The organism is Pseudomonas sp. TYF_14, assembly GCF_043105275.1.
Lineage (GTDB): Bacteria > Pseudomonadota > Gammaproteobacteria > Pseudomonadales > Pseudomonadaceae > Aquipseudomonas > Aquipseudomonas alloputida.
The window spans coordinates 116711-142269 of record NZ_JBICLK010000016.1 but is presented as its reverse complement, the minus strand read 5'-3'; the positions used below and the strand labels follow the sequence as shown (position 1 = coordinate 142269).

Below are 25559 nucleotides of genomic sequence, written 5' to 3'. Positions count from 1 at the left end.
TCGATCAGATGGGTCAGAAAGTACATCCCACTGGCATTCGCCTGGGAATCGTCAAGGAGCACACCTCCGTCTGGTACGCAGACGGTGCTACTTACGCAGATTACCTGTTGAAGGATCTGAAAACGCGTGAGTACCTCCAAGACAAACTAAAAAGCGCGTCCGTAAGCCGTATCGATATTCATCGTCCGGCTCAAACTGCACGCATCACCATCCACACCGCTCGTCCCGGTATCGTTATCGGTAAGAAAGGTGAAGATGTCGAGAAGCTGCGTCAGGACCTGACCAAGCAGATGGGTGTGCCTGTGCACATCAACATCGAAGAGATCCGCAAGCCGGAACTCGACGCTATGCTGGTTGCGCAGAGCGTAGCTCAGCAGCTGGAACGCCGTGTAATGTTCCGTCGCGCCATGAAGCGCGCGGTACAGAACGCCATGCGTATTGGTGCCAAGGGCATCAAGATCCAGGTGAGCGGTCGTCTCGGCGGTGCTGAGATTGCTCGTACCGAGTGGTATCGCGAAGGTCGTGTGCCTCTGCACACCCTGCGTGCCGATATCGACTACAACACCTACGAAGCTCACACCACTTACGGTGTGATCGGTGTGAAGGTTTGGATCTTCAAAGGCGAAGTTATTGGTGGTCGCCAAGAAGAACTGAAACCACAAGCACCAGCGCCTCGTAAAAAAGCTGCTAAGTAAGGGGTACGCCAAATGTTGCAACCAAAGCGTACAAAATTCCGCAAGCAGATGACTGGCCACAACCGTGGTCTGGCACTGCGCGGTAGCAAAGTCAGCTTCGGCGAATTCGCCCTGAAAGCTGTTGCTCGCGGTCGCCTCACCGCTCGCCAGATCGAGTCCGCACGTCGTGCGCTGACCCGTCACGTTAAGCGTGGCGGTAAGATCTGGATCCGTGTGTTCCCGGACAAGCCGATCTCCAAAAAACCTCTTGAGGTTCGTATGGGTAAAGGTAAGGGCTCCGTGGAATACTGGGTTGCCCAGATTCAGCCAGGCAAAGTCCTGTACGAGATCGAGGGTGTTTCTGAAGAGCTGGCGCGCGAAGCTTTCGCCCTGGCTGCTGCAAAGCTGCCTCTCGCCACCTCCTTTGTTAAGCGGACGGTGATGTGATGAAAGCGAATGAACTTCGTGAAAAATCGGCACAGCAACTGAACGAGCAACTGCTCGGCTTGCTGCGCGACCAGTTCAATCTGCGTATGCAGAAAGCAACTGGCCAGTTGGGGCAGTCGCACCTGCTCTCGCAAGTTAAGCGTGACATCGCTCGCGTGAAAACTGTGCTCAACCAGCAGGCAGGTAAGTGATCATGGCTGAAGCTGAAAAAACCGTCCGTACGCTGACTGGCCGTGTCGTCAGCGACAAAATGGACAAGACCATCACCGTTCTGATCGAGCGTCGCGTAAAGCACCCGATCTACGGTAAATACGTTAAGCGTTCGACTAAGCTGCACGCGCACGACGAAGCCAACCAGTGCAAGATCGGCGACAAGGTTTCCATCCGTGAAACCCGTCCGCTGGCCAAGACCAAGTCCTGGGCACTGGTTGAAGTCCTCGAACGCGCTGTTGAAGTCTAAGGGCTAAGGGTCGGAGAAATTTTATGATTCAGACTCAATCCATGCTCGATGTGGCCGATAACAGCGGCGCTCGTCGCGTCATGTGCATCAAGGTACTCGGCGGTTCGCACCGCCGTTACGCCGGTATCGGTGACATCATCAAAGTAACCGTCAAGGAAGCAATTCCGCGCGGTAAGGTCAAAAAAGGCCAAGTGATGACCGCTGTCGTCGTACGTACCCGTCACGGTGTTCGTCGCGCTGACGGTTCCATCATTCGTTTCGACGGCAACGCTGCTGTTCTGCTGAACAACAAGCAAGAGCCGATCGGCACTCGCATCTTCGGGCCAGTGACCCGTGAACTTCGTACTGAGAAGTTCATGAAGATCGTCTCGCTCGCCCCTGAAGTGCTGTAAGGAGATCCGACATGCAAAAGATTCGTCGTGACGACGAGATCATCGTGATCGCCGGCAAAGACAAAGGTAAGCGCGGTAAGGTGCTGAAGGTTCTGGCTGATGACCGTCTGGTTATCGGTGGCGTGAACCTGGTCAAGCGTCATACCAAGCCTAACCCGATGGCGGGCGTACAGGGCGGTATCGTCGAGAAAGAAGCGCCTCTGCACGCTTCCAACGTTGCCATCTTCAACGGTGAAACCAACAAGGCTGACCGCGTTGGTTTCAAAGTAGAAGACGGTAAAAAAATTCGTGTCTTCAAGTCGACCCAAAAAGCGGTTGATGCTTGAACACTGCTAGGTAGAAGACCATGGCACGACTGAAAGAGATTTACCGGAACGAAATCGCTCCTAAGCTTAAGGAAGAACTTAAGCTGTCGAACGTGATGGAAGTTCCGCGCGTTACCAAGATCACCCTGAACATGGGTCTGGGCGAAGCGATCGGCGACAAGAAAGTCATCGAGCACGCTGTTGCTGACCTGGAAAAGATCACCGGTCAAAAGCCGGTCGTGACTTTCGCTCGCAAATCCATCGCTGGCTTCAAAGTCCGCGAAGGCTGGCCGATCGGCGTCAAGGTGACCCTGCGTAGCGACAAGATGTACGAATTCCTGGACCGCCTGCTGGCGATCTCCCTGCCTCGGGTTCGCGACTTCCGCGGCCTGAATGCCAAGTCCTTCGATGGTCGTGGCAACTACAGCATGGGCGTGAAAGAGCAGATCATCTTCCCGGAAATCGACTACGACAAGATCGATGCTCTGCGCGGTTTGGACATCACCCTGACCACCACTGCTCGTTCGGACGACGAAGGCCGCGCTCTGCTGCGTGCTTTCAAGTTCCCGTTCCGCAACTGATTGGAGTAGGAAAATGGCCAAGAAGAGCATGAAAAACCGCGAGCTGAAGCGTCAGCTCACGGTAGCAAAGTTCGCTAAGAAGCGTGCTGAGCTGAAAGCGACCATCGTCAACCTGAACGCCTCTCCAGAAGAGCGTTTCGCTGCCGTTGTCGCTCTGCAGAAGCAGCCACGCGACGCTAGCGCCTCGCGCCTGCGCAACCGTTGCCGCCTGACCGGTCGTCCTCACGGTGTATACCGTAAGTTCGGCCTGGGCCGTAACATGCTGCGTCAAGCTGCAATGCGCGGTGACGTACCAGGTCTGGTCAAGGCCTCCTGGTAATCGCTGCAGGCAAGGCGCGGGTGGAAGGGGAGCAATCTTCCGACCGCCGGTGACCTTGCCAACAAACAAGCCCCTATATGGGGCTTGTTTCGTTTCTGCCTTGTGTCTAGAATGACCGGCTCACCTGAGCCTGGGTTTTTGCCCAAACGGTTCGGGTGGTTGTCATAGCCGCAAGGCTAATAATTCTTGTATCAGGAGCATCTAGCCCATGAGTATGCAGGACCCGTTAGCGGACATGCTAACTCGCATCCGTAATGCCCAGATGGCTGAAAAGTCCGTCGTAAGCATGCCTTCCTCTACCCTGAAGGTCGCGGTTGCCAAAGTTCTGAAGGACGAAGGTTACATCGCTGGCTACCAGGTAACTGGTGAGGTCAAGCCTTCCCTGTCGATCGAACTGAAGTACTTCGAAGGCCGTCCGGTCATCGAGGAACTGAAGCGCTCCAGCCGTCCAGGCCTGCGCCAGTACAAGGCCGTCACCGATCTGCCGAAAGTACGTGGCGGTCTGGGCGTGTCTATCGTCTCCACCAACAAAGGTGTGATGACTGATCGCGCTGCGCGCGCTGCCGGTGTCGGCGGCGAAGTTCTGTGCACAGTGTTCTAAGGGGGGATAGACATGTCTCGCGTCGCTAAGAACCCCGTTAAGCTGCCATCCGGTGTCGAAGTCAAATTCGCCGGTCAGCAGCTTTCGGTGAAGGGTGCCAAAGGTACTCTCGAACTGAACGTTCACTCGTCTGTTGAAGTTACCGAAGAGTCTGGTGAGCTGCGTTTCGTCGCTCGCAATGGTGACCAGCAAGCTCGTGCCATGGCCGGTACCACCCGCGCTCTGGTCAACAACATGGTCCAAGGCGTAAGCCAAGGCTTCGAGCGCAAGCTCCAGCTGGTCGGTGTTGGTTACAAGGCACAGGCTAAAGGCACCGTCCTGAACCTGGCCCTGGGCTTCTCTCACCCAGTGGACTACGAACTGCCAGCCGGTATCACCGCTGAAACACCTAGCCAGACCGACATCCTGATCAAGGGTATCGACAAGCAGCTGGTAGGTCAGGTGGCCGCTGAAATCCGCGACTTCCGTCCGCCAGAGCCTTACAAAGGTAAAGGTGTGCGTTACGCGGACGAAGTAGTCCGTCGTAAAGAAGCCAAGAAGAAGTAGGGCCTAGTAAATGACCGACAAAAAAGTTATTCGACTGCGTCGCGCTCGCAAAGCACGTCTCAAGATGCACGAACTCGAAGTCGTGCGCCTGTGCGTGTTCCGCTCCTCGCAGCACATCTACGCCCAGGTCATTTCGGCCGACGGCAGCAAGGTTCTGGCAAGCGCCTCGACCTTGGACAAAGACCTGCGTGATGGCGCCACTGGCAACATCGACGCGGCCACTAAGGTTGGCAAGCTGGTAGCTGAGCGTGCGAAAGCCGCCGGTGTATCTCAAGTTGCCTTTGACCGTTCCGGCTTCAAGTACCATGGCCGCGTCAAAGCGCTGGCTGATGCTGCTCGTGAAGGCGGGCTGGAGTTCTAAGTTATGGCAAATAACGATCAAAAGCGCGACGAAGGCTACATCGAGAAGCTGGTTCAAGTTAACCGCGTTGCCAAAACCGTAAAAGGCGGCCGTATCTTCACCTTCACCGCGCTGACCGTGGTTGGTGATGGTAAAGGTCGTGTTGGCTTCGGCCGTGGCAAGTCGCGCGAAGTACCAGCCGCGATCCAGAAAGCCATGGAAGCTGCTCGCCGCAACATGATCCAGGTTGACCTGAAGGGCACCACCCTGCAGTACGCCACCAAGGCTGCCCACGGCGCCTCGAAGGTTTACATGCAGCCTGCCTCGGAAGGTACCGGTATCATCGCCGGTGGCGCAATGCGTGCTGTCCTGGAAGTTGCTGGTGTTCAGAACGTTCTGGCCAAGTGCTACGGTTCGACCAACCCAGTGAACGTGGTTTACGCCACCTTCAAGGGTCTGAAAGCCATGCAATCTCCTGAATCCATTGCCGCCAAGCGTGGCAAGAGCGTCGAGGAGATCTTCTGATCATGGCAACCGTAAAAGTAACGCTGATCAAGAGCGTCTCGGGCCGTCTGCCTAACCACAAGCTGTGTGTTAAAGGCCTGGGTCTGCGTCGCATCGGTCACACTGTAGAAGTCCAGGATACTCCCGAGAACCGCGGGATGATCAACAAGGCTTACTACATGCTGAAGGTCGAGGGCTAATCGATGAAACTCAATGATCTGAGTCCAGCGCCGGGTTCCCGTCGCGAGAAGCATCGTCCAGGTCGTGGTATCGGTAGCGGTCTGGGTAAGACCGGCGGCCGTGGCCACAAAGGTCAGACTTCCCGTTCGGGTGGTTCGATCGCTCCTGGCTTCGAAGGCGGTCAACAGCCGCTGCACCGTCGCCTGCCGAAGTTCGGCTTCGTTTCCCTGAAAGCCATGGACCGCGCTGAAGTGCGTCTGTCCGAGCTGGCCAAAGTGGAAGGCGACGTGATCTCCGTGCAATCCCTGAAGGATGCCAACGTGATCAACCAGCACATTCAGCGTGTGAAAATCATGCTGTCTGGCGAAGTTACTCGCGCAGTCACCATCAAGGGTATCGCAGCCACCAAGGGTGCGCGTGCGGCTATCGAAGCAGCTGGCGGCAAATTCGAGGAATAAATGGCTAAGCAAGGTGCTCTCTCTTCGCTCGGTAAGGGCGGGATGTCGGAACTCTGGGCTCGTCTGCGCTTTCTGTTCATGGCGATCATCGTCTATCGGATAGGTGCGCATATCCCGGTTCCCGGCATCAATCCGGACCGTCTGGCGGATCTGTTTCGGCAGAATGAGGGGACCATTCTTAGCTTGTTCAACATGTTTTCCGGTGGCGCGCTCGAGCGCATGAGCATCTTTGCACTGGGGATCATGCCGTACATTTCGGCATCGATCATCATGCAGTTGATGACGGCGGTCAGCCCGCAACTGGAGCAGTTGAAGAAGGAAGGTGAAGCTGGCCGTCGCAAGATCAGCCAGTACACCCGCTACGGCACCGTTATCCTGGCACTGGTCCAAGCCATTGGCATGTCCATTGGCCTGGCCAACCAGGGCGTGGCGTTTTCTGTAGGCCTGGGCTTCCATATCGTCGCTGTTTCCACTTTCGTGGCAGGCGCGATGTTCATGATGTGGCTGGGCGAGCAGATCACCGAGCGCGGTGTGGGCAACGGTATCTCGATGTTGATTTTCGCGGGTATCGTTGCCGGTCTTCCGAGAGCAATCGGGCAGTCTTTCGAGTCTGCACGCACAGGCGATATCAACATTTTCGCCCTGGTCGCCATCGGTCTGCTGGCAGTAGCGATTATCGGTTTTGTGGTGTTCATTGAGCGTGGTCAGCGTCGTATCGCCGTTCATTACGCCAAGCGTCAGCAGGGCCGTAAGGTCTTCGCTGCGCAGACTAGCCACTTGCCGCTGAAAGTGAACATGGCGGGGGTTATCCCGGCTATTTTCGCGAGCAGCATTCTGCTGTTCCCGGCTTCGCTGGGTGCCTGGTTTGGTCAGTCCGAAGGTATGGGCTGGCTGCAGGACATCTCGCAGTCGATCGCTCCTGGTCAGCCGTTGAACATTCTGCTGTTTAGTGCAGGGATCATTTTCTTCTGCTTCTTCTACACAGCGTTGATGTTCAACCCGAAAGACGTAGCGGAAAACCTGAAGAAGTCCGGTGCCTTTATTCCGGGTATCCGTCCTGGTGAGCAGTCGGCACGCTACATTGATGGCGTTCTGACCCGTTTGACCATGTTCGGTGCTCTTTACATGATGGCCGTCTGCCTTCTGCCCCAGTTCCTGGTGGTGGCAGCAAATGTGCCGTTCTACCTTGGCGGGACCTCGTTGCTGATTGTGGTAGTGGTTGTGATGGACTTCATGTCCCAAGTACAATCGCACCTCGTTTCGCACCAGTACGAATCCCTGATGAAGAAAGCCAACCTGAAAGGCTACGGTGGCAGCGGTTTGCTGCGCTGATACGCCCCTAAGGTTCGAGGAGTCGGTAATGAAAGTTCGTGCATCGGTGAAAAAGCTGTGCCGTAACTGCAAGATCATCCGTCGCGAAGGCGTCGTACGAGTGATCTGCAGCGCGGAACCGCGTCACAAACAGCGCCAAGGCTGATTGTGATCTGCGCTTCAAACCCAGCAGCTAGTGTGCTGCTGGGTTGATTATTCGTTTCTACAGCGATATTATCTCGCGCCCTATTTCTTGGCTTCCGGGGCGTAGGTAGCTGTCAATTGGAGTCCCACTGAATGGCCCGTATTGCAGGCGTCAACATTCCAGATAACAAGCATACTGTTATCTCGCTGACCTACATCTATGGTGTCGGTCGCACAACTGCACAGAAGATTTGTGCAGACGCTGGTGTAAACCCAGCCGCTAAGATCAAGGATCTGAGCGACGAGCAAATCGAAACCCTGCGTGGCGAAGTCGCGAAGTTCACCACCGAAGGTGACCTGCGTCGTGACATCAACATGAAGATCAAGCGCTTGATGGACCTGGGTTGCTACCGCGGCCTGCGTCATCGTAAAGGTCTGCCGGTTCGCGGTCAGCGCACCAAGACCAACGCACGCACCCGTAAGGGCCCGCGTAAGCCGATCCGCAAGTAATCGCCCAGGAATATAGACATGGCAAAACCTGCTGCTCGTCCTCGTAAGAAAGTCAAAAAGACAGTGGTTGATGGCATCGCCCACATCCATGCTTCTTTCAACAACACCATCGTGACCATCACCGACCGTCAGGGCAATGCTTTGTCCTGGGCGACCTCCGGTGGTTCGGGTTTCCGTGGTTCGCGCAAATCCACCCCGTTCGCAGCTCAGATCGCTGCTGAGCGTGCTGGTCAAGCTGCGCTGGAATACGGTCTGAAGAACCTCGACGTTAACGTCAAGGGTCCAGGTCCAGGTCGTGAGTCCGCCGTTCGTGCATTGAACAGCTGCGGCTACAAGATCGCCAGCATCACCGACGTGACGCCAATCCCGCACAACGGGTGCCGTCCGCCGAAGAAGCGTCGCGTGTAATCAGGAGACAGAAGAATGGCACGTTACATTGGTCCAAAATGCAAACTGTCTCGTCGTGAAGGCACTGATCTTTTCCTGAAGAGCGGCGTTCGCGCTCTGGAATCGAAGTGCAATATCGAAGCAGCCCCAGGTATCCACGGCCAGCGCCGTGGCCGTCAGTCCGACTACGGCACCCAGCTGCGTGAGAAACAAAAAGTCCGTCGTATCTACGGTGTTCTGGAGCGTCAGTTCCGCGGTTACTACCAAGCTGCTGCCTCGAAAAAAGGCGCAACCGGTGAGAACCTGCTGCAACTGCTCGAGTGCCGTCTGGATAACGTCGTTTACCGTATGGGCTTCGGCTCGACTCGTTCCGAGTCCCGTCAGCTGGTTTCGCACAAAGCGATCAGCGTCAACGGTAAGACTGTAAACATTCCATCCTACCAAGTTCGTCCGGGTGACGTGGTCGCAGTCCGCGAGAAATCGCTGGGCCAGTTGCGCATTGTTCAAGCCCTTGAACTGTGCGCCCAGCGTGGCCGCGTTGAGTGGGTTGACGTGGATGCTGCTAAAAAGTCGGGCGTTTTCAAGAACGTTCCTGCTCGCAGCGACCTGTCTGCCGACATCAACGAAAACCTGATTGTCGAGCTCTACTCCAAGTAAGGGCTAGAAAATAGGTGCATCCATGCAGATTTCGGTAAATGAGTTCCTGACTCCCCGCCACATTGATGTGCAGGTAGTCAGTCCGACCCGCGCCAAAATTACGCTCGAGCCTCTCGAGCGTGGTTTCGGCCATACCCTGGGCAACGCGCTGCGCCGCATCCTGTTGTCCTCCATGCCTGGCTGTGCAGTAGTCGAGGCCGAGATCGATGGCGTACTCCATGAGTACTCCGCGATCGAAGGTGTTCAGGAAGACGTAATTGAAATCCTGTTGAACCTGAAAGGTCTCGCTATCAAACTGCATGGTCGTGACGAAGTTACGCTGACCTTGTCGAAAAAGGGTTCGGGGGTGGTTACCGCTGCCGATATTCAGCTGGATCACGATGTCGAGATCGTCAACCCCGATCACGTAATCGCGAACCTGGCGTCGAACGGCGCTCTGAACATGAAGCTCACTGTAGCTCGTGGTCGTGGTTACGAGCCGGCCGACTCCCGTCAAACCGACGAAGACGAAAGCCGTAGCATTGGCCGTCTGCAGTTGGACGCCTCCTTCAGCCCGGTGCGTCGTATCGCCTATGTGGTCGAGAACGCCCGTGTTGAACAGCGTACCAACCTGGACAAACTGGTCATTGATCTGGAAACCAACGGCACCCTGGATCCTGAAGAGGCTATCCGCCGCGCTGCGACCATTCTGCAACAGCAGTTGGCCGCGTTCGTCGACCTCAAAGGTGACAGCGAGCCTGTCGTAGTCGAGCAGGAAGACGAGATCGATCCGATCCTGCTGCGTCCGGTTGACGACCTGGAACTGACTGTACGTTCGGCCAACTGCCTCAAGGCGGAGAACATCTACTACATCGGCGACCTGATTCAGCGTACCGAAGTAGAGCTGTTGAAGACTCCTAACCTGGGTAAGAAGTCCCTGACTGAAATCAAGGACGTTCTGGCCTCTCGTGGTCTGTCTCTCGGCATGCGCCTCGACAACTGGCCGCCTGCAAGTCTTAAGAAAGACGACAAGGCGACCGCCTGATCGTCGTAATCACCGAACGTAGTGTTTGGTAAGGAATGAATCATGCGTCATCGTAAAAGTGGACGTCACCTGAGCCGTACCAGCTCTCACCGCAAGGCTATGTTCCAGAACATGGCAGTGTCGCTGATCGAGCACGAGCTGATCAAAACCACCCTGCCGAAAGCCAAGGAACTGCGCCGCGTTGCCGAGCCGCTGATCACCCTGGCCAAGGAAGACAGCGTTGCTAACCGTCGTCTGGCCTTCGACCGTACCCGTTCGAAGTCCGCTGTTGGCAAACTGTTCAACGACCTGGGCAAGCGTTACGCCACCCGTCAGGGCGGCTACCTGCGCATCCTGAAGTGCGGTTTCCGCGCTGGCGACAACGCGCCTATGGCGTATGTCGAGCTGGTTGATCGTCCGGTCGGCGGTGCTGTAGAAGCTGCTGAGTAAGACGTTCTGTCTGCTACAGAAAACCGGGCCTAGTGCCCGGTTTTTTGTTTATACATCTATTGTTTATTTCTATTGATGTAAGTCATGTAATGAATTTGTCCCTGTAATCTTGCTCGTCAATACTCTCTCTACAGCCGATTAGCCGGCCCTTGAAGACCGAAATGGAGAGCCCATGAGCAAGATTCTCACCACCGCTAGCGGTGCACCTGTAGCCGACAACCAGAACTCCCGCTCCGCCGGCCCGCGCGGTCCGCTGCTGCTCGACGACTTCCACCTGATCGAGAAGCTCGCCCATTTCAACCGCGAGAACATTCCTGAGCGCCGCGTCCATGCCAAAGGGTCGGGCGCCTACGGTACCTTTACCGTTACTCACGATATCACCGGCTATACCAGCGCCAAGCTGTTCGAAGAGGTCGGTAAACAAACCGAGACTTTCTTACGCTTCTCCACCGTTGGTGGTGAGCGCGGTTCGGCTGATACCGAGCGTGACCCGCGCGGCTTCGCGGTGAAGTTCTACACCGAGGAAGGCAACTGGGACATTGTCGGTAACAACACTCCAGTATTCTTCATTCGCGACCCACTTAAGTTCCCGGACTTTATCCACACCCAGAAGCGCCACCCGCAGTCCAACCTGAAGAATGCTCAGATGATGTGGGACTTCTGGTCGCACTCTCCAGAAGCGCTGCATCAGGTCACCATCCTGTTTTCCGATCGTGGCATTCCGGACGGCTACCGTCACATGCATGGCTTTGGCAGCCACACCTACAGCCTGATCAATGCAAAGGGTGAGCGCACTTGGGTCAAGTGGCACTTCAAGACCCAGCAAGGCATCAAGAACCTCACCCCGGCAGACGCTGCACGCCTGGCAGGTACCGACCCGGACTACGCTCAGCGCGACCTCTTCGAGGCCATCGAGCGTGGCGACTACCCGCGCTGGACTGTCTGCATTCAGGTGATGAGCGAAGCCGAGGCTGCCAGCCGCGACGAGAACCCATTCGACGTGACCAAGACCTGGTCGCAGAAGGATTATCCACTCATCGAGGTGGGTGTGCTGGAGCTCAACCGTAACCCGCTCAACTATTTTGCGGAGGTCGAGCAGGCCGCGTTCGGGCCGAGCAATATGGTGCCCGGCGTCGGTCTTTCGCCGGACCGCATGCTGCAAGGCCGTGTATTCGCCTACGCCGACGCGCACCGCTATCGCGTGGGGACCAACCACCAGCAATTGCCAGTCAACGCGCCACGCTGCCCGGTGAACAGCTACCAGCGTGATGGCTCGATGGCCACCGGCAGTTACGGTAGTGCACCGAACTACGAGCCAAACAGCTACAGCGATGCCCCGAAACAGTCGCCACGTCATGCTGAGCCAGCATTGGCCATGAATGGTTCGGCTGATCGCTACGATCACCGCGAGGATACCGACTACTTCAGCCATGCCGGCGCTTTGTTCCGTTTGATGAACGATGAGCAGAAGGCCCTGCTGATCATTAACATCGCCGGTACCATGGCGGGCGTCAGCGAAGATGTCATTCAGCGTCAGCTACAGTACTTCTTCAAGGCGGATCCGGCTTACGGCGAAGGGATTGCAAAGGCTTTGGGCATCAATCTCGCCTAAGTCGAAGTGATAAGAAGAACCGCCCTCATTTGGGCGGTTTTTCAATGAATATCACTACTGTTTAACCGATTTTTTGCGTCTGATTGCGCGTTTTTCAGTGACCATAGACAAAAGCTGGTTCACACTATGTGGCATAGACGTTTTCACATGGAGAATCAGGGCGATGCAAGGCCACCCGGATGTAATCAACTATCTCGTCACGCTGCTGAAGGGCGAACTGGCGGCACGCGACCAGTACTTCATTCATTCGCGCATGTACGAAGACTGGGGCCTGTCCAAGCTCTACGAGCGCATCAACCACGAGATGGAGGAAGAGACGCAGCACGCCGATGCCCTGATGCGTCGTATCCTCATGCTCGAAGGCACCCCTGACATGCGTGCGGATGACCTGGAGGTTGGTAGCACCGTGCCGGAAATGATCGAGGCAGACCTCAAGCTCGAATACAAGGTGCGCGGTGCGCTTTGCAAAGGCATCGAGCTGTGCGAACTGCACAAGGACTACGTCAGTCGTGACATCCTGCGTGCGCAGCTGGCCGACACCGAAGAAGATCACACCTACTGGCTTGAGAAGCAGCAGGGCCTGATCAAGGCCATCGGGCTGGAAAACTACCTGCAGTCGCAGATGTAAGTTATCCACAGACTCAAGTAAAAGCCCCTGGCACCATCGGTACCAGGGGCTTTTTCATTGCGCCGGCAATACTCAGGCCCTATCCCGCTCCAGCAATGGTTTCAGGTAATGGCCGGTATATGACTGCTTCATCTCGCTCAGCTCTTCTGGTGTACCGCAGGCAATGATCTGCCCACCCTTGGAACCGCCCTCAGGCCCCAGGTCAACCAGCCAGTCGGCAGTCTTGATCACATCCAGGTTATGCTCGATCACCACCACGGTATTGCCGTGGTCGCGCAGGCGATGCAATACGTCCAGCAGTTGCTGGATATCGGCAAAGTGCAGGCCGGTGGTAGGTTCGTCGAGGATGTACAAGGTCTTGCCGGTATCGCGCTTGGACAGTTCGCGCGACAGCTTTACCCGCTGCGCCTCACCGCCGGACAACGTGGTCGCTGATTGCCCCAGTTTGATGTACGACAGGCCCACATCCATCAATGTTTGCAGCTTGCGCGCCAGCGCCGGCACCGCATCGAAGAACTCGCGGGCATCCTCGATGGTCATTTCCAGCACCTCGTGGATGTTCTTGCCCTTGTACTTGATCTCCAGGGTTTCGCGGTTGTAGCGCTTGCTCTTGCACACGTCACACGGCACGTAGATGTCCGGTAGGAAGTGCATTTCCACCTTGATCAGGCCATCGCCCTGGCAGGCCTCGCAACGGCCACCCTTGACGTTGAACGAGAAACGCCCCGGGCCATAACCACGCGAGCGTGACTCCGGGACACCGGAGAACAGCTCGCGGATCGGCGTGAAGATGCCGGTGTAGGTGGCCGGGTTGGAGCGTGGTGTGCGGCCGATCGGGCTCTGGTCGATATCCACCACCTTGTCCAGGTGCTGCAGGCCGTCCATGCTGCTGTGCGGTGCGGCTTCCAGGCTGCTTGCGCCATTGAGGGCGGTGGCGGCCAAGGGGTAAAGGGTATTGTTGATCAGCGTCGATTTACCCGAGCCGGATACACCAGTCACGCAGGTCAGCAGGCCGATCGGTACTTCCAGGTCGACGTTCTGCAGGTTGTTGCCACGTGCGCCCTTGAGCTTGAGCTGCAGCTTCTTGTTGCGCGGCGTGCGCTTGGCCGGCACGACGATCTTCTTGCGCCCGGACAGGTACTTGCCAGTCAGCGAATCGGGATGGTCCATGACCTCCTGGGGCGAGCCCTCGGCGACAATCTGCCCACCGTGAACACCGGCGCCCGGGCCGATATCGACCACGTAGTCGGCCAGCCGAATGGCGTCCTCGTCGTGTTCCACCACGATCACCGTGTTGCCCAGGTCGCGCAAATGGTTGAGGGTGGCCAACAGGCGGTCGTTGTCGCGTTGATGAAGGCCGATGGACGGTTCATCGAGGATGTACATCACCCCCACCAGACCAGCGCCGATCTGGCTGGCGAGTCGGATACGTTGCGCTTCACCGCCGGACAGGGTGTCGGCGCTACGATCCAGGGTCAGGTAGTCGAGACCGACATTGACCAGGAACTGAAGTCGTTCGCAGATTTCCTTGAGGATTTTTGCCGCGATTTCGCCACGCCGGCCAGTAAGGGTCAGTTGACCAAAGTAGTTGCTGGCTTCACCGATCGGCAAATTGGTTACCGCCGGCAGGGTTTTCTCGCCCACCCACACATGGCGCGCCTCGCGGCGCAGGCGCGTACCCCGGCAATCCGGGCACGGTTGCGTGCCAAGGAATTTGGCCAGTTCTTCACGCACGGTGGCCGATTCGGTTTCGCGGTAGCGGCGCTCAAGGTTCGGCACAATGCCTTCGAACGGGTGCGATCGCTTGACGATGTCGCCTCGGTCGTTGAGGTACTTGAAATCGACACTCTGCTTGCCGCTGCCCTGCAGGATCACTTTCTGGTGTTCGGCTGACAGCTCGCCGAAAGGCTCCTCCAGGCTGAAGCCGTAGTGCGCAGCCAACGAACCGAGCATCTGGAAGTAGTACACGTTACGCCGGTCCCAGCCGCGGATCGCGCCTTCGGCCAAGGTCAGTTCGGTGTTGACCAGGCGTTTGGTGTCGAAGAACTGCTTGACCCCCAGGCCGTCGCAGGTCGGGCAGGCGCCAGCCGGGTTGTTGAAGGAAAACAGCTTCGGTTCCAGCTCGCTGATCGCGTGGCCGCACACCGGACAGGCGAAGCGCGCGGAGAAGATCGTCTCTTCGCCTTGTTCGTCGTCCATCGGTGCCACCAGGGCAATACCGTCGGCCAGCTTCAACGCGGTCTCGAACGATTCGGCCAAGCGTTGTTGCAGGTCGGCGCGGACTTTGAAGCGGTCCACCACCACATCGATGCTGTGCTTCTTCTGTTTGTCCAGCTTGGGCAACTCATCGAGTTCGTAGAGCTTGCCGTTGACCCTGGCCCGCACGAAGCCCTGGGCGCGAAGCTCGTCAAACACCGCCAGGTGCTCGCCCTTGCGCTCGCGCACCACTGGCGCGAGCAGCATCAGCTTGCTGCCTTCCGGGCGCTCCAGCACCAGGTCGACCATCTGGCTGATCGTTTGCGCCTCCAGCGGGATATCGTGGTCCGGGCAGCGTGGAGTACCGACGCGGGCGTACAGCAGGCGCAGATAGTCGTAGATTTCGGTGATGGTGCCGACCGTGGAGCGCGGGTTGTGCGAGGTCGACTTCTGCTCGATCGAAATCGCCGGCGACAGGCCTTCGATGGTGTCGACGTCGGGCTTTTCCATCATCGACAGGAACTGCCGGGCGTAGGCCGACAGCGATTCCACATAGCGGCGCTGGCCTTCGGCGTACAAGGTATCGAACGCCAGGGACGACTTGCCGGAACCGGACAGGCCGGTGATCACGATCAACTTGTCCCGGGGCAGGGTCAGGTCGATGTTCTTCAGGTTGTGGGTACGTGCCCCACGAATCAGGATCTTGTCCACTGCGGCCTCGCTTGGCGGGCATAAACAAGGAAGTATACGGCGCGCCAGTATGACGCGGCAAAGCGTCGCGTAGATGCCGTCAAGCTGTCGGACTGATAGAATCGCCGCCGGTTCACACGAGGTTAATCCATGCACGACACCCACAACGAGCGCATGAGTGGCGGCGAAACCCGCGCCGCTGGCGGCCTTGCCTTGGTCTTTGCCTTTCGTATGCTGGGCATGTTCATGGTCTTGCCGGTACTGGCCACCTACGGCATGGACCTGGCTGGCGCCACGCCTGCCCTGATCGGCCTGGCCATTGGTGCCTATGGCCTGACCCAGGCGGTATTGCAGATCCCGTTCGGGATGATTTCCGACCGCATCGGTCGCCGGCCGGTGATTTATCTAGGGCTGGTGATCTTCGCCCTGGGCAGTGTACTGGCGGCCCAGGCCGACTCTATCTGGGGCGTGATTGCCGGGCGCATCCTGCAGGGCGCGGGGGCAATTTCTGCTGCGGTCATGGCACTGCTGTCGGACCTCACCCGCGAACAACACCGGACCAAGGCCATGGCCATGATCGGCATGAGCATCGGCCTGTCGTTTGCTGTCGCCATGGTCGTCGGTCCATTGCTGACAAGTGCCTTTGGTTTGTCAGGTTTGTTCCTGGTCACGGCTGGGCTTGCCCTGGTCGGCATGCTGTTGATCGCGTTTGTCGTGCCCAGCACCCACAGCATTTTGCAGCACCGCGAGTCGGGTGTGGCGCGCCAGGCCATCGGCCCGACCCTGCGCCATCCGGACCTTCTGCGCCTGGACGTCAGCATTTTCATCCTGCACGCCGTCCTCATGGCCAGCTTCGTTGCGCTGCCGCTGGCGTTCGTCGAGCGTGGCGGCCTGCCCAAGGAGCAGCATTGGTGGGTGTACCTGACCGCGCTGTTCATCTCATTTTTTGCAATGGTCCCGTTCATCATCTATGGCGAAAAAAAGCGCAAGATGAAACGTGTGTTGGCCGGCGCGGTCAGTGTCCTGCTGCTGACGGAGATATACTTCTGGGAGTGGGCTGACGGTTTGCGCGGACTGGTGATTGGCACCGTGGTATTCTTTACCGCATTCAACCTGCTGGAGGCTTCGCTGCCTTCTCTGGTGAGCAAGGTGTCGCCTGCCGGTGGCAAGGGGACGGCAATGGGGGTGTATTCCACCAGCCAGTTCCTCGGTGCAGCGTTAGGCGGGATTCTTGGCGGCTGGCTGTTCCAGCACGGCGGGCTGAACACGGTGTTCCTCGGTAGCGCGGTGCTGTGTGCTATCTGGCTGATCGTCGCCTTGCGCATGAACGAGCCGCCATATGTGACCAGCCTGCGCATGCCCTTGACGCCTGAGGCGGTCCGGGAAGCCGGCCTGACCGAGCGCCTGATGGCCGTGCCGGGTGTGACCGACGCTGTGGTGGTGGAAGAAGAAGCCGCCATCTATATCAAACTGGATACGAAAATTTTGGACCGTGCGACCCTCGAGCGACTGGTGAATCCAGCCTCTTCGGCGTGCGAAGCCTAGGAGAACGTTATGGCCCGTGGGGTTAACAAAGTCATTCTGGTCGGTACCTGTGGCCAGGATCCCGAAGTCCGCTACCTGCCCAACGGTAACGCCGTGACCAACCTGAGCCTGGCCACCAGCGAGCAGTGGACTGACAAGCAGTCGGGCCAGAAGGTCGAGCGTACCGAGTGGCACCGTGTGTCGCTGTTCGGCAAGGTTGCCGAAATCGCTGGCGAATACCTGCGCAAGGGTTCGCAGTGCTACATCGAAGGCAAGCTGCAGACCCGCGAGTGGGAAAAAGACGGCATCAAGCGCTACACCACCGAGATCATCGTCGATATCAACGGCACCATGCAGCTGCTCGGCGGTCGTCCGCAGGGCCAGCAGCAGGGCGGCGACCCGTACAACCAAGGTGGCGGCAATTATGGTGGTGGCCAGCAGCAACAGTACAACCAGGCACCGCCACGCCAGCAGGCCCAGCGCCCGCAACAGGCCCCTCAGCGCCCAGCGCCGCAACAGCCTGCGCCGCAGCCGGCGGCTGACTTCGACAGCTTCGATGACGATATTCCGTTCTGATCAGAGCGGTAGGGCGTTCAGCAAGACCAGAAACCCAGGGCAGTTGCCCTGGGTTTTTTTATGGGCAGCACCGCGTATCAGGCATCGCTTTCAGTAGAACAACCGGGGCTCCGGCGAATCCAGCAGGCTTGCCAGCTTGGTCAGGGCAAAGCCCAGTTCTTGGCGGCTGGGTGCCATCAGGGCGATGCGCACACCGCTGGTGGCGTGGCTGCGTTCAGGCAGGAACTGGCTGCCGCTGACCACCGTTACGCCGTTGTCACGCGCCAGGTTGGCAAACTCGTCGCTGGTCCACGGTTCTGGCAGCTCCAGCCAGATATGGAAGCTGTGGGGCTGACTGCGGATCTTGTATTGGCCAAGAATCTCCCGGGCCATGTGCTGGCGCGCGGCCGCCTCCTGCTGCTGCATACGCACCAACTGGTCGGCCTTGCCGCTGTTGATCAGGTTACTGGCCAATTGCGCCATCAGAGGCGATGGCATCCACACGCTGCTGCGTACCATCGATGATAACCGCGACAGGGTTTGCGGCGGGGCGTACAGGTAGCCGATGCGCAGCGCCGGCAGCACGCTTTTGGACAGGCTGGTGAGGTATACCGAGCGTTCAGGCGCATACGCTGCAAGCGGCTTGTAGTCCGGGCTGGGCTCGAGAAAACCGTAGATATCGTCATCCACGATGAACAGGTCGAACTCACGGGCGATCTCGGCGATAGCCTGGCGCCTTGCTGGGGGCATGATCGAGTTGGTCGGGTTCTGGTGCGTGGTGACGCACACCAGCAGGGAAGGGCGGTGTTCCAGGCAGGCCGCGCGCAATGCCTCCGGGATGAGCCCGTGTTCGTCCATGGCGACGCCGCGCAGGCGCCGGCCCAGGCTGTGGGCCAGGGATATGATGCCCGGGTAGCAGAGCGACTCGCACAGCACCACATCGTCACTCTTCGACAGGCTGCTGATGGCCACCAGCAGCCCATGTTGGGCGCCAGCGGTCAGTACTACCTGCTGCCAGCGAGCATCAGGCAGCCAGCGCTGTATCCAGGTCGCACCGGCTTGTTTGTGGGACGTGTGACCACCCTCTGTCACATAGTCGAGTACCTGCCCCAAGTCCGATGAGGCGGCCAGTTCGCTGATAGCCGTGCCTAGCCACTCGCTCATGTGAGCGTCGTTGGGCTTGATGATCGAGAGGTCGATCTGGCTACTCTCGCCGGCAACGGGTGTGGGCACCGACGGGGCGGGTAATGGCTGCCGCAGCTGCCTGACAAATGTACCTCGGCCTACCTCGCCAGCCACCAGACCACGCTTGGCTGCTTCGTCGTAGGCCCTGCCAACCGTGCCGGGGGTTACATTCAGCGCCTCGGCCAGGTCCTTGAGCGTGGGTAAGCGATCGCCTTCTGCAAGCCGACCACTTTCGATGTCCTGTTCAAGGGCATCAGCGATCATCAGGTAAACCGGCTGTGTTTGATGGCTGTATTGGGGGACCCACATGGAGATGGCACCAGGTTCTGCAAGAGCGCGAAAGCCTAGCATGAAAGCTCGGATGCAGGTAATGATGGTAATTGGTTAAATTGAGTTGAATTTATTTTAGATTGAATCGATTCAATTTTTGAAATTACAATCATCGCACCGATCAGGCCGGCCGCACTCGGGCTGCGCCTGGCATAACGCTCCACTGGATGGACATCGCTATGGAAATGTTGGGTTCTTACTGGGCGGAGCACTGGTTGCTGGCAGTCCTCATACTTGGCGCGATCGCCTTCGTTGCGGGCTTCGTCGACAGCATTGCCGGTGGTGGAGGTTTGTTTCTGGTGCCGGGTTTTCTGCTGGTGGGCATGCCGCCCCAGGTGGCACTGGGCCAGGAAAAACTGGTCAGTACCCTCGGCACGCTGGCGGCTATCCGCAACTTCCTGGCCAACAGCAAGATGGTCTGGCAGGTAGCGTTGGTTGGGGTGCCGTTTTCGCTGCTAGGCGCCTACCTGGGGGCTCACCTGATCGTGTCGATCTCGCAGGAAACTGTGGGCAAGATCATCCTGGCACTGATCCCGCTCGGTATTCTTATTTTCCTTACCCCCAAGGACCGCCCGGTCGAGGAGCGCGAACTGTCATCGCGCATGCTGTTCACCGTGGTCCCGCTGACCTGCCTGGCCATTGGCTTCTATGACGGCTTCTTCGGCCCCGGTACCGGCAGCATGTTCATCATCGCTTTCCATTACCTGCTGCGCATGGACCTGGTCTCCAGTTCGGCCAACTCCAAAACCTTCAACTTCGCTTCCAACATCGGTGCTTTGGTGGCGTTCGTCAGCGCAGGCAAGGTCGTCTACCTGCTGGCATTGCCACTTGTGGCCTGCAACATCCTCGGTAACCACCTGGGCAGTTCCCTGGCCTTGCGTAAAGGCAACGACGTGGTGCGCAAGGCGTTGGTGTTCTCGATGCTCTGTCTGTTCATCAGCCTGGGCGTGAAGTACCTGACCTGACCCATTGATAGGAGATAACCAATGAAAACCGCATTTGTAACCGGTGCTTCCTCAGGCTTTGGCCGCGCCATCTGCTGCACCCTGATCGGCAAAGGCTACCGGGTGATCGGTGGCGCCAGGCGCATGGACAAACTGAAAGCACTTGAGGCCGAACTGGGCGTCAATTTCATTCCGCTGGCGCTGGATGTCACTGACCCCGTATCGCTTGAGAAGGCGGTCGAGCAGATGCGTGAGGCGTCGCTGCAGATCGATCTGCTGGTCAATAACGCGGGGCTGGCGCTGGGCGTGGACCGTGCCCAAACCAGCAGTGCCGCAAACTGGCAGCAGATGATCGACACCAACATCACCGGCCTGGCCATGGTCACCCACAAGATCCTGCCGCAAATGGTGGAAGCCGATAGCGGCATGATCATCAACATCGGCTCGATCGCCGGCACTTACCCCTACCCGGGCGGTAACGTGTATGGCGCCAGCAAGGCGTTCGTCCGCCAGTTCAGCCTCAACCTACGTGCCGACCTGGCTGGCACCCGCGTGCGGGTGAGCAATATCGAGCCGGGGCTGTGCTCAGGCACTGACTTCTCGGTGGTGCGCCTCAATGGCGACATGGACGCCGTGCAGGCCTTGTATCGGGATGTAGAGGCCCTTCTGCCGGAGGACATCGCAGCAACGGTAGCCTGGGTTGCCGAGCAGCCGGCGCACGTGAATATCAATACCATCGAGATCATGCCTGTGGCGCAGAGCAGTGCGGCGCTGAATGTGGTGCGCAACCTGCCACGTGCCTGATCGGGGCCGCACCACTGACCCAGGTCATCGCACCTTCTGGATTCTTGACTAGTCTTAACCTTTGGCGGCCATCAATTGGCCGCCACCGTGACTACCAAGAGGCGCCGGCAATGTTCCGCGCGTCCACCACCTGATCAGGAGTGCACGATGGACCTGAACCGTCGGCAGTTCTTCAAGGTCGCCGCCATCGGCCTTGGAGGCTCGAGCCTTGCGGCGTTGGGCATGGCCCCAACGCCGGCATTCGCCGAGCAGGTGCGTCACTTCAAGCTGGCGCATACCAAAGAAACCCGTAACACCTGCCCCTACTGTTCGGTCGGCTGCGGCCTGATCCTGTACAGCCAGGGCGATGCGGGGAAGAACGTCAAACAGAACATCATCCATATCGAAGGGGACGCCGACCACCCGGTCAACCGCGGCACACTTTGCCCGAAAGGCGCCGGCTTGCTGGACTTTATCCACAGCCCGAGCCGCCTGCAGTACCCCGAGGTTCGTAAGCCGGGCAGCAAAGAGTGGGTGCGGGTCAGCTGGGACGAGGCGCTGGACCGCGTCGCCGACCTGATGAAGCAGGACCGCGATGCTAACTTCATAGAGAAGAACGCCCAAGGCCAAACGGTCAACCGCTGGCTCACCACCGGTTTTCTTGCCGCCTCCGCCGCTTCCAGCGAGGCTGGCTACCTGACCCACAAGGTCATCCGCGCAACAGGCATGCTGGGGTTCGATAACCAGGCACGTGTCTGACATGGCCCGACGGTGGCAAGTCTTGCCCCGACGTACGGCCGTGGCGCCATGACCAACCACTGGTCCGATATCGCCAACGCGAATCTGGTCCTGGTGATGGGTGGCAACGCAGCAGAAGCGCATCCGTGCGGCTTCAAGTGGGTGACCGAGGCCAAAGCGCACAACAAGGCGCGGCTGATTGTGGTCGACCCGCGGTTTACCCGTACCGCTTCGGTGGCGGATTACTACGCACCGATCCGTACCGGCACCGACATCGCCTTCATGGGCGGGCTGATCAACTACCTGCTCAGCAACGACAAGATCCAGCACGAGTACGTGCGCAACTACACTGACGTGTCGTTCATCGTCAAAGAGAACTATGGCTTCGAGGATGGGCTGTTCAGCGGCTACGACGAAGCCAAGCGTGTGTACGCCGACAAGTCCGGCTGGGGTTACGAGCTGGGTGAGGACGGCTACGCCAAGGTCGACCCGACACTGCAACACCCTCGCTGCGTGTTCCAGCTGATGAAGCAGCATTACAGCCGCTATACCCCGGAACTGGCGAGCATGACCTGTGGCATGCCACAGGACGCCATGATGAAGGTTTGGGAAGAGATCGCCTCATGCTCGGTTCCGGGCAAGACCATGACGATCCTTTATGCGCTAGGTTGGACGCAGCATTCGATCGGTGCGCAGATTATCCGCAGTGCGGCCATGGTCCAGTTGCTGCTCGGCAACGTCGGCATGCCCGGAGGCGGGGTCAACGCCCTGCGCGGGCACTCCAACATCCAGGGCCTGACCGACCTCGGCCTGCTGTCCAACTCGCTGCCGGGCTACCTGACCCTGGCCGGTGACGCCGAGCAGGACTACGCCGCCTACATCGACAAGCGCGCTTCCAAGCCGCTGCGGCCTGGGCAGTTGTCGTACTGGCAGAACTACGGCAAGTTCCACGTCAGCCTGATGAAGGCCTGGTACGGCGCCAACGCCACGGCGGAAAACAACTGGGGTTATGACTGGCTGCCCAAACTCGATGTACCGGCCTACGACGTGCTGCGCATGTTCGAGATGATGGGCCAGGGCAAAGTCAATGGTTATATGTGCCAGGGCTTCAACCCGATCGCCGCGCTGCCGGACAAAAACCGCGTCACTGCAGCACTGGGCAAGCTCAAGTGGCTGGTGATCATGGACCCCTTGGCCACCGAGACCTCGGAATTCTGGCGCAACGCCGGGCCGTTCAACGATGTCGACACGGCCTCTATCCAGACCGAAGTGATCCGCTTGCCCACGACCTGCTTCGCCGAGGAAGACGGCTCGCTGGTCAACAGCAGCCGCTGGCTGCAATGGCACTGGAAGGGCGCAGACGGCCCGGGCGAGACGCGTACCGACGTGCAGATCATGAGCGAGCTGTTCCTGCGCCTGCGCCAACGTTACCAGGCCGAAGGGGGGGCCTATCCTGACGCGATAATGAATATCAGCTGGCCGTACAAGATCCCTGAGGAGCCCTCCCCGGAGGAGCTGGCCAAGGAGATGAACGGCTGGGCGGTGGCCGATGTCACCGACCCGACTGGCGCGGTGATCAAGGCGGGCCAGCAACTGGCGGGCTTCGGCCAGCTCAAGGACGATGGCAGCACCGCGTCTGGCTGCTGGATCTTTGCCGGTAGCTGGACCGAACAAGGCAACCAGATGGCTCGCCGCGACAACAGCGACCCGTATGGCATGCACCAGGTGCAGAACTGGGCCTGGGCCTGGCCGGCCAACCGTCGCATCCTTTACAACCGTGCCTCCAGCGACCCGCAAGGCAAGCCGTGGGACCCGGAGAAAAAGCGCCTGGTATGGTGGAACGGCAAGGCCTGGACCGGCACCGACGTGCCGGACTTCAAGGTCGACTCGCCGCCCGAGGCGGGGATGAACCCCTTCATCATGAACCCCGAAGGCGTGGCGCGTTTCTTCGCCATCGACAAGATGGCCGAAGGCCCGTTCCCCGAGCACTACGAGCCCTTCGAAACACCGATCGGCATCAACCCGCTGCACCCGCAGAACAAGAAGGCCACCAGCAACCCGGCCGGGCGCATCTTCGATTCTGTGTGGGACACCCTCGGCACGCACGGCGAGTTCCCTTATGCGGCGACCACCTACCGGCTGACCGAGCACTTCCACTTCTGGAGCAAGCATTGCCGGCTCAACGCCATTGCCCAGCCCGAGCAGTTCGTCGAAATAGGCGAGGTGCTGGCCAACGAGAAAGGCATCAAGGCCGGCGACCGGGTACGGGTGTCGAGCAAGCGTGGGCATATCGATGCGGTGGCGGTGGTGACCAAGCGGATTCGCCCGCTGCAGGTCAACAATCAGACCGTGCACCAGATCGGCATTCCGCTGCACTGGGGCTTCACCGGCGCTACCCGGCATGGCTACCTGACCAATACCTTGGTGCCGTTCCTCGGTGACGGCAACACGCAGACGCCAGAGTCCAAGTCGTTCCTCGTGAAAGTGGAGAAACTCTGATGGCCAGCCAAGACATCATCGCCCGCTCGGCCACCACTACCGTGCCGCCCTCGGTGCGTCAGCAGGAGGAGGTCGCCAAGCTGATCGACACTACCAAGTGCATCGGCTGCAAGGCCTGCCAGGTGGCGTGCTCGGAGTGGAATGAACTGCGTGACGAGGTTGGCCACAACCACGGCACCTACGACAACCCCCAGGACCTCACTGCCGAGACCTGGACACTGATGCGCTTTACCGAGCATGAGCGCGACGACGGCAACCTGGAGTGGCTGATCCGCAAGGACGGTTGCATGCACTGTGCCGACCCAGGTTGCCTGAAGGCATGCCCGAGCCCGGGCGCGATCATCAAGCACGCCAACGGTATCGTCGACTTCAACCAGGACCACTGCATCGGCTGCGGCTACTGCATCACCGGCTGCCCGTTCAACATCCCGCGTATCTCGCAGAAAGACCACAAGGCGTACAAGTGCACCCTGTGTTCCGATCGCGTGAGCGTGGGGCTGGAGCCGGCATGCGTGAAAACCTGCCCGACCGGGGCGATCGTGTTCGGCAGCAAGGACGAGATGAAAGTGCATGCGGCCGAGCGCATCGTCGATCTGAAGTCGCGGGGCTACGACAAGGCCGGGCTGTACGACCCGGACGGCGTCGGTGGTACCCACGTGATGTACGTGCTGCACCATGCCGACACGCCGAAGCTGTATGCCGGCCTGCCGGACCAGCCAGTGATCAGCCCGTTGGTAGGGTTGTGGAAGGGCTTCACCAAGCCGCTGGCGCTGTTGGCCATGGGCGCGGCGGTGCTGGCGGGGTTCTTCCACTATGTGCGGATCGGCCCACAGCGTGTCGAGGAGGATGAACACCCGACACCGCCGGACGAAAGCGTGCATCAAGTGGACCCGTCGGTCCATGTCTATGATCCGAAGCAGCCCGGTGGGCAAGGGGAGCAGCGGCCATGAACGACAACAAACCCATCCTGCGCTACAACGCCAACGAGCGTAGCAACCACTGGGCGGTGGCGATCCTGTTCATCCTGGCTGGGCTGTCGGGGCTTGCGCTGTTCCATCCGGCGCTATTCTGGCTCAGCAACCTGTTCGGCGGCGGGCCGTGGACGCGCATTCTGCATCCCTTCATCGGGGTGGCGATGTTCGTGTTTTTCCTCGGCCTGGTATTACGCTTCTGGCGGGCCAACTTCATCACCGCCAATGACCGCCTGTGGCTGCGCCGGGTGGACCGGGTAATGCGCAACGAGGAGGAGGGCGTACCGCCGATCGGCAAGTACAATGCCGGGCAGAAGCTGCTGTTCTGGACCCTGCTGGTGTGCATGCTGGTGCTGCTGGTCAGTGGCGTGGTGATCTGGCGCGCATACTTCAGCCATTGGTTTGGCATCGATGCCATTCGCTTGTCTGCGCTGCTGCATGCGCTGGCGGCCTTCGTGCTGATTCTCAGCATCATCGTGCACATCTACGCCGGCATCTGGATCAAGGGCTCGATCGGCGCCATGCTGCATGGCTGGGTCAGCCGCGCCTGGGCCCGCAAGCATCATGAGTTGTGGTACCGCGAAGTGACCGGCGACAAGACGCCGGGTGATCACGGACGAAAAGAAGGATGAGCG

The 25559-nt window shown here is 59.0% G+C and carries 32 protein-coding genes; 30 read left to right on the top strand and 2 right to left on the bottom strand.

Annotation, left to right across the window (positions count from 1 at the left end; genetic code table 11):
- The first annotated feature begins 8 nt into the window (after positions 1 to 8).
- The 23 genes from rpsC (at position 9) to bfr (ending at position 12509) form a co-directional block, all read left to right on the top strand.
- Entirely contained in the window at positions 9 to 695 is a 687-nt protein-coding gene (rpsC, locus tag ACF8O8_RS05095) for a 30S ribosomal protein S3 (RefSeq protein WP_003255481.1), read from the top strand.
- A 12-nt stretch (positions 696 to 707) separates the two neighbouring features.
- Positions 708 to 1121 carry a 50S ribosomal protein L16 gene (gene rplP, locus ACF8O8_RS05090; RefSeq protein WP_003255479.1) on the top strand — a complete coding sequence of 138 codons (414 nt, stop codon included), beginning with the start codon at positions 708 to 710 and terminating at the stop codon, positions 1119 to 1121.
- Complete coding sequence (gene rpmC, locus ACF8O8_RS05085) at positions 1121 to 1312, top strand: 50S ribosomal protein L29 (RefSeq protein WP_002555481.1); 192 nt, start codon at positions 1121 to 1123, stop codon at positions 1310 to 1312. The genes rplP and rpmC overlap by 1 nt, the downstream gene beginning before the upstream one ends.
- 2 nt (positions 1313 to 1314) lie before the next feature.
- Entirely contained in the window at positions 1315 to 1581 is a 267-nt protein-coding gene (gene rpsQ / locus ACF8O8_RS05080; protein WP_003255478.1) for a 30S ribosomal protein S17, read from the top strand.
- Positions 1582 to 1604: 23 nt separating this feature from the next.
- A complete protein-coding gene (rplN, locus tag ACF8O8_RS05075; RefSeq protein WP_002555479.1) occupies positions 1605 to 1973 on the top strand; it encodes a 50S ribosomal protein L14 in 369 nt (122 codons plus the stop codon).
- Between the two features lie 11 nt (positions 1974 to 1984).
- A complete protein-coding gene (gene rplX, locus ACF8O8_RS05070) occupies positions 1985 to 2299 on the top strand; it encodes a 50S ribosomal protein L24 (protein WP_003255476.1) in 315 nt (104 codons plus the stop codon).
- A gap of 20 nt (positions 2300 to 2319) precedes the next feature.
- Positions 2320 to 2859 carry a 50S ribosomal protein L5 gene (gene rplE / locus ACF8O8_RS05065; RefSeq protein ID WP_003255474.1) on the top strand — a complete coding sequence of 180 codons (540 nt, stop codon included), beginning with the start codon at positions 2320 to 2322 and terminating at the stop codon, positions 2857 to 2859.
- 13 nt (positions 2860 to 2872) lie between these two features.
- Complete coding sequence (gene rpsN / locus ACF8O8_RS05060; RefSeq protein ID WP_003255472.1) at positions 2873 to 3178, top strand: 30S ribosomal protein S14; 306 nt, start codon at positions 2873 to 2875, stop codon at positions 3176 to 3178.
- A gap of 208 nt (positions 3179 to 3386) precedes the next feature.
- Positions 3387 to 3779: a 30S ribosomal protein S8 gene (gene rpsH, locus ACF8O8_RS05055; RefSeq protein ID WP_350298349.1), complete on the top strand. Its 393-nt coding sequence runs from the start codon at positions 3387 to 3389 to the stop codon at positions 3777 to 3779.
- 12 nt (positions 3780 to 3791) lie between these two features.
- Positions 3792 to 4325 carry a 50S ribosomal protein L6 gene (gene rplF, locus ACF8O8_RS05050; RefSeq protein ID WP_003255469.1) on the top strand — a complete coding sequence of 178 codons (534 nt, stop codon included), beginning with the start codon at positions 3792 to 3794 and terminating at the stop codon, positions 4323 to 4325.
- A gap of 10 nt (positions 4326 to 4335) precedes the next feature.
- Positions 4336 to 4686, top strand: a complete 351-nt coding sequence (gene rplR / locus ACF8O8_RS05045) for a 50S ribosomal protein L18 (protein WP_003255467.1) — start codon at positions 4336 to 4338, stop codon at positions 4684 to 4686.
- Between the two features lie 3 nt (positions 4687 to 4689).
- A complete protein-coding gene (gene rpsE, locus ACF8O8_RS05040) occupies positions 4690 to 5190 on the top strand; it encodes a 30S ribosomal protein S5 (RefSeq protein WP_003255465.1) in 501 nt (166 codons plus the stop codon).
- A gap of 2 nt (positions 5191 to 5192) precedes the next feature.
- Positions 5193 to 5369: a 50S ribosomal protein L30 gene (rpmD, locus tag ACF8O8_RS05035; protein ID WP_003255463.1), complete on the top strand. Its 177-nt coding sequence runs from the start codon at positions 5193 to 5195 to the stop codon at positions 5367 to 5369.
- 3 nt (positions 5370 to 5372) lie between these two features.
- Positions 5373 to 5807, top strand: a complete 435-nt coding sequence (gene rplO / locus ACF8O8_RS05030; protein ID WP_003255461.1) for a 50S ribosomal protein L15 — start codon at positions 5373 to 5375, stop codon at positions 5805 to 5807.
- Positions 5808 to 7139: a preprotein translocase subunit SecY gene (secY, locus tag ACF8O8_RS05025; protein ID WP_010951776.1), complete on the top strand. Its 1332-nt coding sequence runs from the start codon at positions 5808 to 5810 to the stop codon at positions 7137 to 7139.
- Between the two features lie 28 nt (positions 7140 to 7167).
- Complete coding sequence (gene rpmJ, locus ACF8O8_RS05020) at positions 7168 to 7284, top strand: 50S ribosomal protein L36 (RefSeq protein ID WP_002555468.1); 117 nt, start codon at positions 7168 to 7170, stop codon at positions 7282 to 7284.
- Between the two features lie 131 nt (positions 7285 to 7415).
- Positions 7416 to 7772: a 30S ribosomal protein S13 gene (rpsM, locus tag ACF8O8_RS05015; protein ID WP_003255457.1), complete on the top strand. Its 357-nt coding sequence runs from the start codon at positions 7416 to 7418 to the stop codon at positions 7770 to 7772.
- A gap of 18 nt (positions 7773 to 7790) precedes the next feature.
- Positions 7791 to 8180 carry a 30S ribosomal protein S11 gene (gene rpsK, locus ACF8O8_RS05010; protein ID WP_003255454.1) on the top strand — a complete coding sequence of 130 codons (390 nt, stop codon included), beginning with the start codon at positions 7791 to 7793 and terminating at the stop codon, positions 8178 to 8180.
- 15 nt (positions 8181 to 8195) lie between these two features.
- Positions 8196 to 8816, top strand: a complete 621-nt coding sequence (gene rpsD / locus ACF8O8_RS05005) for a 30S ribosomal protein S4 (protein WP_003255453.1) — start codon at positions 8196 to 8198, stop codon at positions 8814 to 8816.
- 22 nt (positions 8817 to 8838) lie between these two features.
- On the top strand, positions 8839 to 9840 hold the full coding sequence (locus tag ACF8O8_RS05000) for a DNA-directed RNA polymerase subunit alpha (protein WP_003255452.1): 1002 nt from the start codon (positions 8839 to 8841) through the stop codon (positions 9838 to 9840).
- Between the two features lie 42 nt (positions 9841 to 9882).
- Positions 9883 to 10269 carry a 50S ribosomal protein L17 gene (gene rplQ, locus ACF8O8_RS04995; RefSeq protein ID WP_003255451.1) on the top strand — a complete coding sequence of 129 codons (387 nt, stop codon included), beginning with the start codon at positions 9883 to 9885 and terminating at the stop codon, positions 10267 to 10269.
- A 172-nt stretch (positions 10270 to 10441) separates the two neighbouring features.
- Positions 10442 to 11881, top strand: coding sequence for a catalase (locus ACF8O8_RS04990; RefSeq protein ID WP_350298348.1), 1440 nt, complete (start codon positions 10442 to 10444; stop codon positions 11879 to 11881).
- Between the two features lie 163 nt (positions 11882 to 12044).
- A complete protein-coding gene (bfr, locus tag ACF8O8_RS04985) occupies positions 12045 to 12509 on the top strand; it encodes a bacterioferritin (RefSeq protein WP_003255449.1) in 465 nt (154 codons plus the stop codon).
- Between the two features lie 72 nt (positions 12510 to 12581).
- Here bfr and uvrA read toward each other — a convergent pair whose 3' ends face one another.
- Positions 12582 to 15416: an excinuclease ABC subunit UvrA gene (gene uvrA, locus ACF8O8_RS04980; RefSeq protein WP_010951778.1), complete on the bottom strand. Its 2835-nt coding sequence runs from the start codon at positions 15414 to 15416 to the stop codon at positions 12582 to 12584.
- Positions 15417 to 15545: 129 nt separating this feature from the next.
- Between uvrA and ACF8O8_RS04975 the strand changes: the two genes are divergently transcribed.
- Both ACF8O8_RS04975 and ACF8O8_RS04970 read left to right on the top strand, forming a co-directional pair.
- Positions 15546 to 16940 (top strand): MFS transporter, encoded by a 1395-nt coding sequence (locus tag ACF8O8_RS04975; protein ID WP_104960690.1) that lies wholly within the window; start codon positions 15546 to 15548, stop codon positions 16938 to 16940.
- A gap of 9 nt (positions 16941 to 16949) precedes the next feature.
- On the top strand, positions 16950 to 17495 hold the full coding sequence (locus ACF8O8_RS04970) for a single-stranded DNA-binding protein (protein WP_003255446.1): 546 nt from the start codon (positions 16950 to 16952) through the stop codon (positions 17493 to 17495).
- A 90-nt stretch (positions 17496 to 17585) separates the two neighbouring features.
- Here ACF8O8_RS04970 and ACF8O8_RS04965 read toward each other — a convergent pair whose 3' ends face one another.
- Entirely contained in the window at positions 17586 to 18968 is a 1383-nt protein-coding gene (locus ACF8O8_RS04965) for a PLP-dependent aminotransferase family protein (protein ID WP_020192246.1), read from the bottom strand.
- A gap of 200 nt (positions 18969 to 19168) precedes the next feature.
- Here ACF8O8_RS04965 and ACF8O8_RS04960 point away from each other — a divergent pair, with 200 nt between their 5' ends.
- The 5 genes from ACF8O8_RS04960 (at position 19169) to ACF8O8_RS04940 (ending at position 25556) form a co-directional block, all read left to right on the top strand.
- Entirely contained in the window at positions 19169 to 19954 is a 786-nt protein-coding gene (locus ACF8O8_RS04960; RefSeq protein WP_350298347.1) for a TSUP family transporter, read from the top strand.
- Between the two features lie 21 nt (positions 19955 to 19975).
- Positions 19976 to 20737 carry an SDR family NAD(P)-dependent oxidoreductase gene (locus ACF8O8_RS04955; RefSeq protein ID WP_019750297.1) on the top strand — a complete coding sequence of 254 codons (762 nt, stop codon included), beginning with the start codon at positions 19976 to 19978 and terminating at the stop codon, positions 20735 to 20737.
- 147 nt (positions 20738 to 20884) lie between these two features.
- Positions 20885 to 23953, top strand: a complete 3069-nt coding sequence (fdnG, locus tag ACF8O8_RS04950) for a formate dehydrogenase-N subunit alpha (protein WP_392509327.1) — start codon at positions 20885 to 20887, stop codon at positions 23951 to 23953.
- On the top strand, positions 23953 to 24903 hold the full coding sequence (gene fdxH / locus ACF8O8_RS04945) for a formate dehydrogenase subunit beta (RefSeq protein ID WP_003255436.1): 951 nt from the start codon (positions 23953 to 23955) through the stop codon (positions 24901 to 24903). The genes fdnG and fdxH overlap by 1 nt, the downstream gene beginning before the upstream one ends.
- A complete protein-coding gene (locus tag ACF8O8_RS04940) occupies positions 24900 to 25556 on the top strand; it encodes a formate dehydrogenase subunit gamma (RefSeq protein WP_010951783.1) in 657 nt (218 codons plus the stop codon). Before fdxH ends, ACF8O8_RS04940 begins: the two co-directional genes overlap by 4 nt.
- Positions 25557 to 25559: the final 3 nt, after the last annotated feature.

Coding starts and splice junctions, on each gene's coding strand:
- rpsH (WP_350298349.1), top strand. CDS start 3,387: ATGAGTATGCAGGACCCGTTAGCGGACATGCTAACTCGCATCCGTAAT.
- ACF8O8_RS04970 (WP_003255446.1), top strand. CDS start 16,950: ATGGCCCGTGGGGTTAACAAAGTCATTCTGGTCGGTACCTGTGGCCAG.
- secY (WP_010951776.1), top strand. CDS start 5,808: ATGGCTAAGCAAGGTGCTCTCTCTTCGCTCGGTAAGGGCGGGATGTCG.
- rplO (WP_003255461.1), top strand. CDS start 5,373: ATGAAACTCAATGATCTGAGTCCAGCGCCGGGTTCCCGTCGCGAGAAG.
- rpmD (WP_003255463.1), top strand. CDS start 5,193: ATGGCAACCGTAAAAGTAACGCTGATCAAGAGCGTCTCGGGCCGTCTG.
- rplE (WP_003255474.1), top strand. CDS start 2,320: ATGGCACGACTGAAAGAGATTTACCGGAACGAAATCGCTCCTAAGCTT.
- rplQ (WP_003255451.1), top strand. CDS start 9,883: ATGCGTCATCGTAAAAGTGGACGTCACCTGAGCCGTACCAGCTCTCAC.
- rpsQ (WP_003255478.1), top strand. CDS start 1,315: ATGGCTGAAGCTGAAAAAACCGTCCGTACGCTGACTGGCCGTGTCGTC.
- ACF8O8_RS04990 (WP_350298348.1), top strand. CDS start 10,442: ATGAGCAAGATTCTCACCACCGCTAGCGGTGCACCTGTAGCCGACAAC.
- rplN (WP_002555479.1), top strand. CDS start 1,605: ATGATTCAGACTCAATCCATGCTCGATGTGGCCGATAACAGCGGCGCT.
- rplF (WP_003255469.1), top strand. CDS start 3,792: ATGTCTCGCGTCGCTAAGAACCCCGTTAAGCTGCCATCCGGTGTCGAA.
- rpsK (WP_003255454.1), top strand. CDS start 7,791: ATGGCAAAACCTGCTGCTCGTCCTCGTAAGAAAGTCAAAAAGACAGTG.
- ACF8O8_RS05000 (WP_003255452.1), top strand. CDS start 8,839: ATGCAGATTTCGGTAAATGAGTTCCTGACTCCCCGCCACATTGATGTG.
- ACF8O8_RS04965 (WP_020192246.1), bottom strand. CDS start 18,968: ATGTGGGTCCCCCAATACAGCCATCAAACACAGCCGGTTTACCTGATG.
- rpmC (WP_002555481.1), top strand. CDS start 1,121: ATGAAAGCGAATGAACTTCGTGAAAAATCGGCACAGCAACTGAACGAG.
- rpsM (WP_003255457.1), top strand. CDS start 7,416: ATGGCCCGTATTGCAGGCGTCAACATTCCAGATAACAAGCATACTGTT.
- rplX (WP_003255476.1), top strand. CDS start 1,985: ATGCAAAAGATTCGTCGTGACGACGAGATCATCGTGATCGCCGGCAAA.
- rpmJ (WP_002555468.1), top strand. CDS start 7,168: ATGAAAGTTCGTGCATCGGTGAAAAAGCTGTGCCGTAACTGCAAGATC.
- ACF8O8_RS04975 (WP_104960690.1), top strand. CDS start 15,546: ATGCACGACACCCACAACGAGCGCATGAGTGGCGGCGAAACCCGCGCC.
- rpsC (WP_003255481.1), top strand. CDS start 9: ATGGGTCAGAAAGTACATCCCACTGGCATTCGCCTGGGAATCGTCAAG.
- ACF8O8_RS04955 (WP_019750297.1), top strand. CDS start 19,976: ATGAAAACCGCATTTGTAACCGGTGCTTCCTCAGGCTTTGGCCGCGCC.
- rpsN (WP_003255472.1), top strand. CDS start 2,873: ATGGCCAAGAAGAGCATGAAAAACCGCGAGCTGAAGCGTCAGCTCACG.
- bfr (WP_003255449.1), top strand. CDS start 12,045: ATGCAAGGCCACCCGGATGTAATCAACTATCTCGTCACGCTGCTGAAG.
- rplP (WP_003255479.1), top strand. CDS start 708: ATGTTGCAACCAAAGCGTACAAAATTCCGCAAGCAGATGACTGGCCAC.
- rpsE (WP_003255465.1), top strand. CDS start 4,690: ATGGCAAATAACGATCAAAAGCGCGACGAAGGCTACATCGAGAAGCTG.
- rplR (WP_003255467.1), top strand. CDS start 4,336: ATGACCGACAAAAAAGTTATTCGACTGCGTCGCGCTCGCAAAGCACGT.
- ACF8O8_RS04940 (WP_010951783.1), top strand. CDS start 24,900: ATGAACGACAACAAACCCATCCTGCGCTACAACGCCAACGAGCGTAGC.
- ACF8O8_RS04960 (WP_350298347.1), top strand. CDS start 19,169: ATGGAAATGTTGGGTTCTTACTGGGCGGAGCACTGGTTGCTGGCAGTC.
- rpsD (WP_003255453.1), top strand. CDS start 8,196: ATGGCACGTTACATTGGTCCAAAATGCAAACTGTCTCGTCGTGAAGGC.
- fdxH (WP_003255436.1), top strand. CDS start 23,953: ATGGCCAGCCAAGACATCATCGCCCGCTCGGCCACCACTACCGTGCCG.